Source organism: Stappia sp. ICDLI1TA098 (genome assembly GCF_054880955.1).
In genome coordinates this window covers 1-1,610 of record NZ_JBTZBT010000009.1, presented here as the reverse complement: position 1 = coordinate 1,610, position 1,610 = coordinate 1, and the positions used below count along the sequence as shown (strand labels likewise).

Sequence of the window (1,610 nt, the reverse complement as noted above, 5' to 3'; positions counted from 1 at the left end):
ATATCGATTATGTAATAAGTCAATTAAGACTAATGTACTCCGTAGAAAGGAGGTGTTCCATCCCCACGTTCTCGTAGGGATACCTTGTTACGACTTCACCCCAGTCATCAGTCCTGCCTTAGGCAATGGTCTCCGAAGTTAACTCACCGACTTTGGGCATTACCAACTCCCATGGTGCGACGGGCGGTGTGTACAAAACCCGAGAACGTATTCACCGTAGCGTAGCTGATCTACGATTACTAGCGATTCCGACTTCATGAAGTCGAGTTGCAGACTTCAATCCGAACTGAGATCGGTTTTTTGAGATTTGCTCCATGTCACCATATTGCTTCTCTTTGTACCGACCATTGTAGCACGTGTGTTGCCCCACTCGTAAGAGGCATGATGATTTGACGTCGTCCCCACCTTCCTCCTGGTTACCCAGGCAGTATCTCTAGAGTCCTTAACTTAATATTAGTAACTAAAGAAAAGGGTTGCGCTCGTTGCAGGACTTAACCTAACATCTCACGACACGAGCTGACGACAACCATGCACCATCTGTCATTCTGTTAACCTCCACTATATCTCTATAGCTTTGCAGAAGATGTCAAGAGTGGGTAAGGTTCTACGCGTAGCCATCAAATTAAACCACATGCTCCACCGCTTGTGCGGGTTCCCGTCAATTCCTTTAAGTTTCACTCTTGCGAGCATACTACTCAGGCGGATCATTTAACGCGTTAGCTGCGTTAGTGAAATTATTCCACCAACTAATGATCATCGTTTACGGCGTGGACTACCAGGGTATCTAATCCTGTTTGCTCCCCACGCTTTCGTCCCTTAGTGTCAATATATAACCAGTTAGCTGCCTTCGCCTATTGGTGTTCTTCCTAATATCTACGCATTCCACCGCTTCACTAGGAATTCCGCTAACCTCTTTATAATTCTATTTTGCCAGTATCCAAAGCGGACTGAAGTTGAGCTTCAGCATTTAACTCCAGACTTAGCAAAAAACCTACGGACGCTTTACGCCCAATAATTCCGGATAACGCTTGCGACCTATGTATTACCGCGGCTGCTGGCACATAGTTTGCCGTCGCTTTCTAATAAGGTACCGTCAAGATAAAATCATTTCCTATTCTATTTTTTCTTCCCTTATAACAGCAGTTTACATTCCGAAGAACTTCATCCTGCACGCTGTGTCGCTCCATCAAGCTTTCGCTCATTGTGGAAAATTCCTTACTGCTGCCTCCCGTAGGAGTCTGGGCCGTATCTCAGTCCCAGTGTGGCCGTACAGCCTCTCGGCCCGGCTAAACATCATCGTCTTGGTAGGCCATTACCCTACCAACTAACTAATGTTCCGCACCCCCATTTTTAAGTGAAGCTGTGAAGCTCCTTTCTATTACTCATCATGCGATAAATAACTATATCCGGTATTAGCTATTGTTTCCAATAGTTATCCCAGTCTTAAAGGTAGGTTAGGTACGTGTTACTCACCCATTCGCTACTGAATGTATTGCTACATCCCGTTCAACATGCATGTATTAGGCACACAGCGAGCGTTCATCCTGAGCTAGGATCAAACTCTCAAAAAATTGCGTGTTTAATAAATTGGTTTTGTTTTAATTTTAGAT

Annotated in this window: 1 rRNA gene; it reads right to left on the bottom strand. The window is 44.8% G+C overall.

The features are described from left to right. Positions 1-45: 45 nt before the first annotated feature. Positions 46-1,571, bottom strand: a 16S ribosomal RNA gene (locus ACSLUQ_RS20435). Between the last annotated feature and the right edge of the window lie 39 nt (positions 1,572-1,610).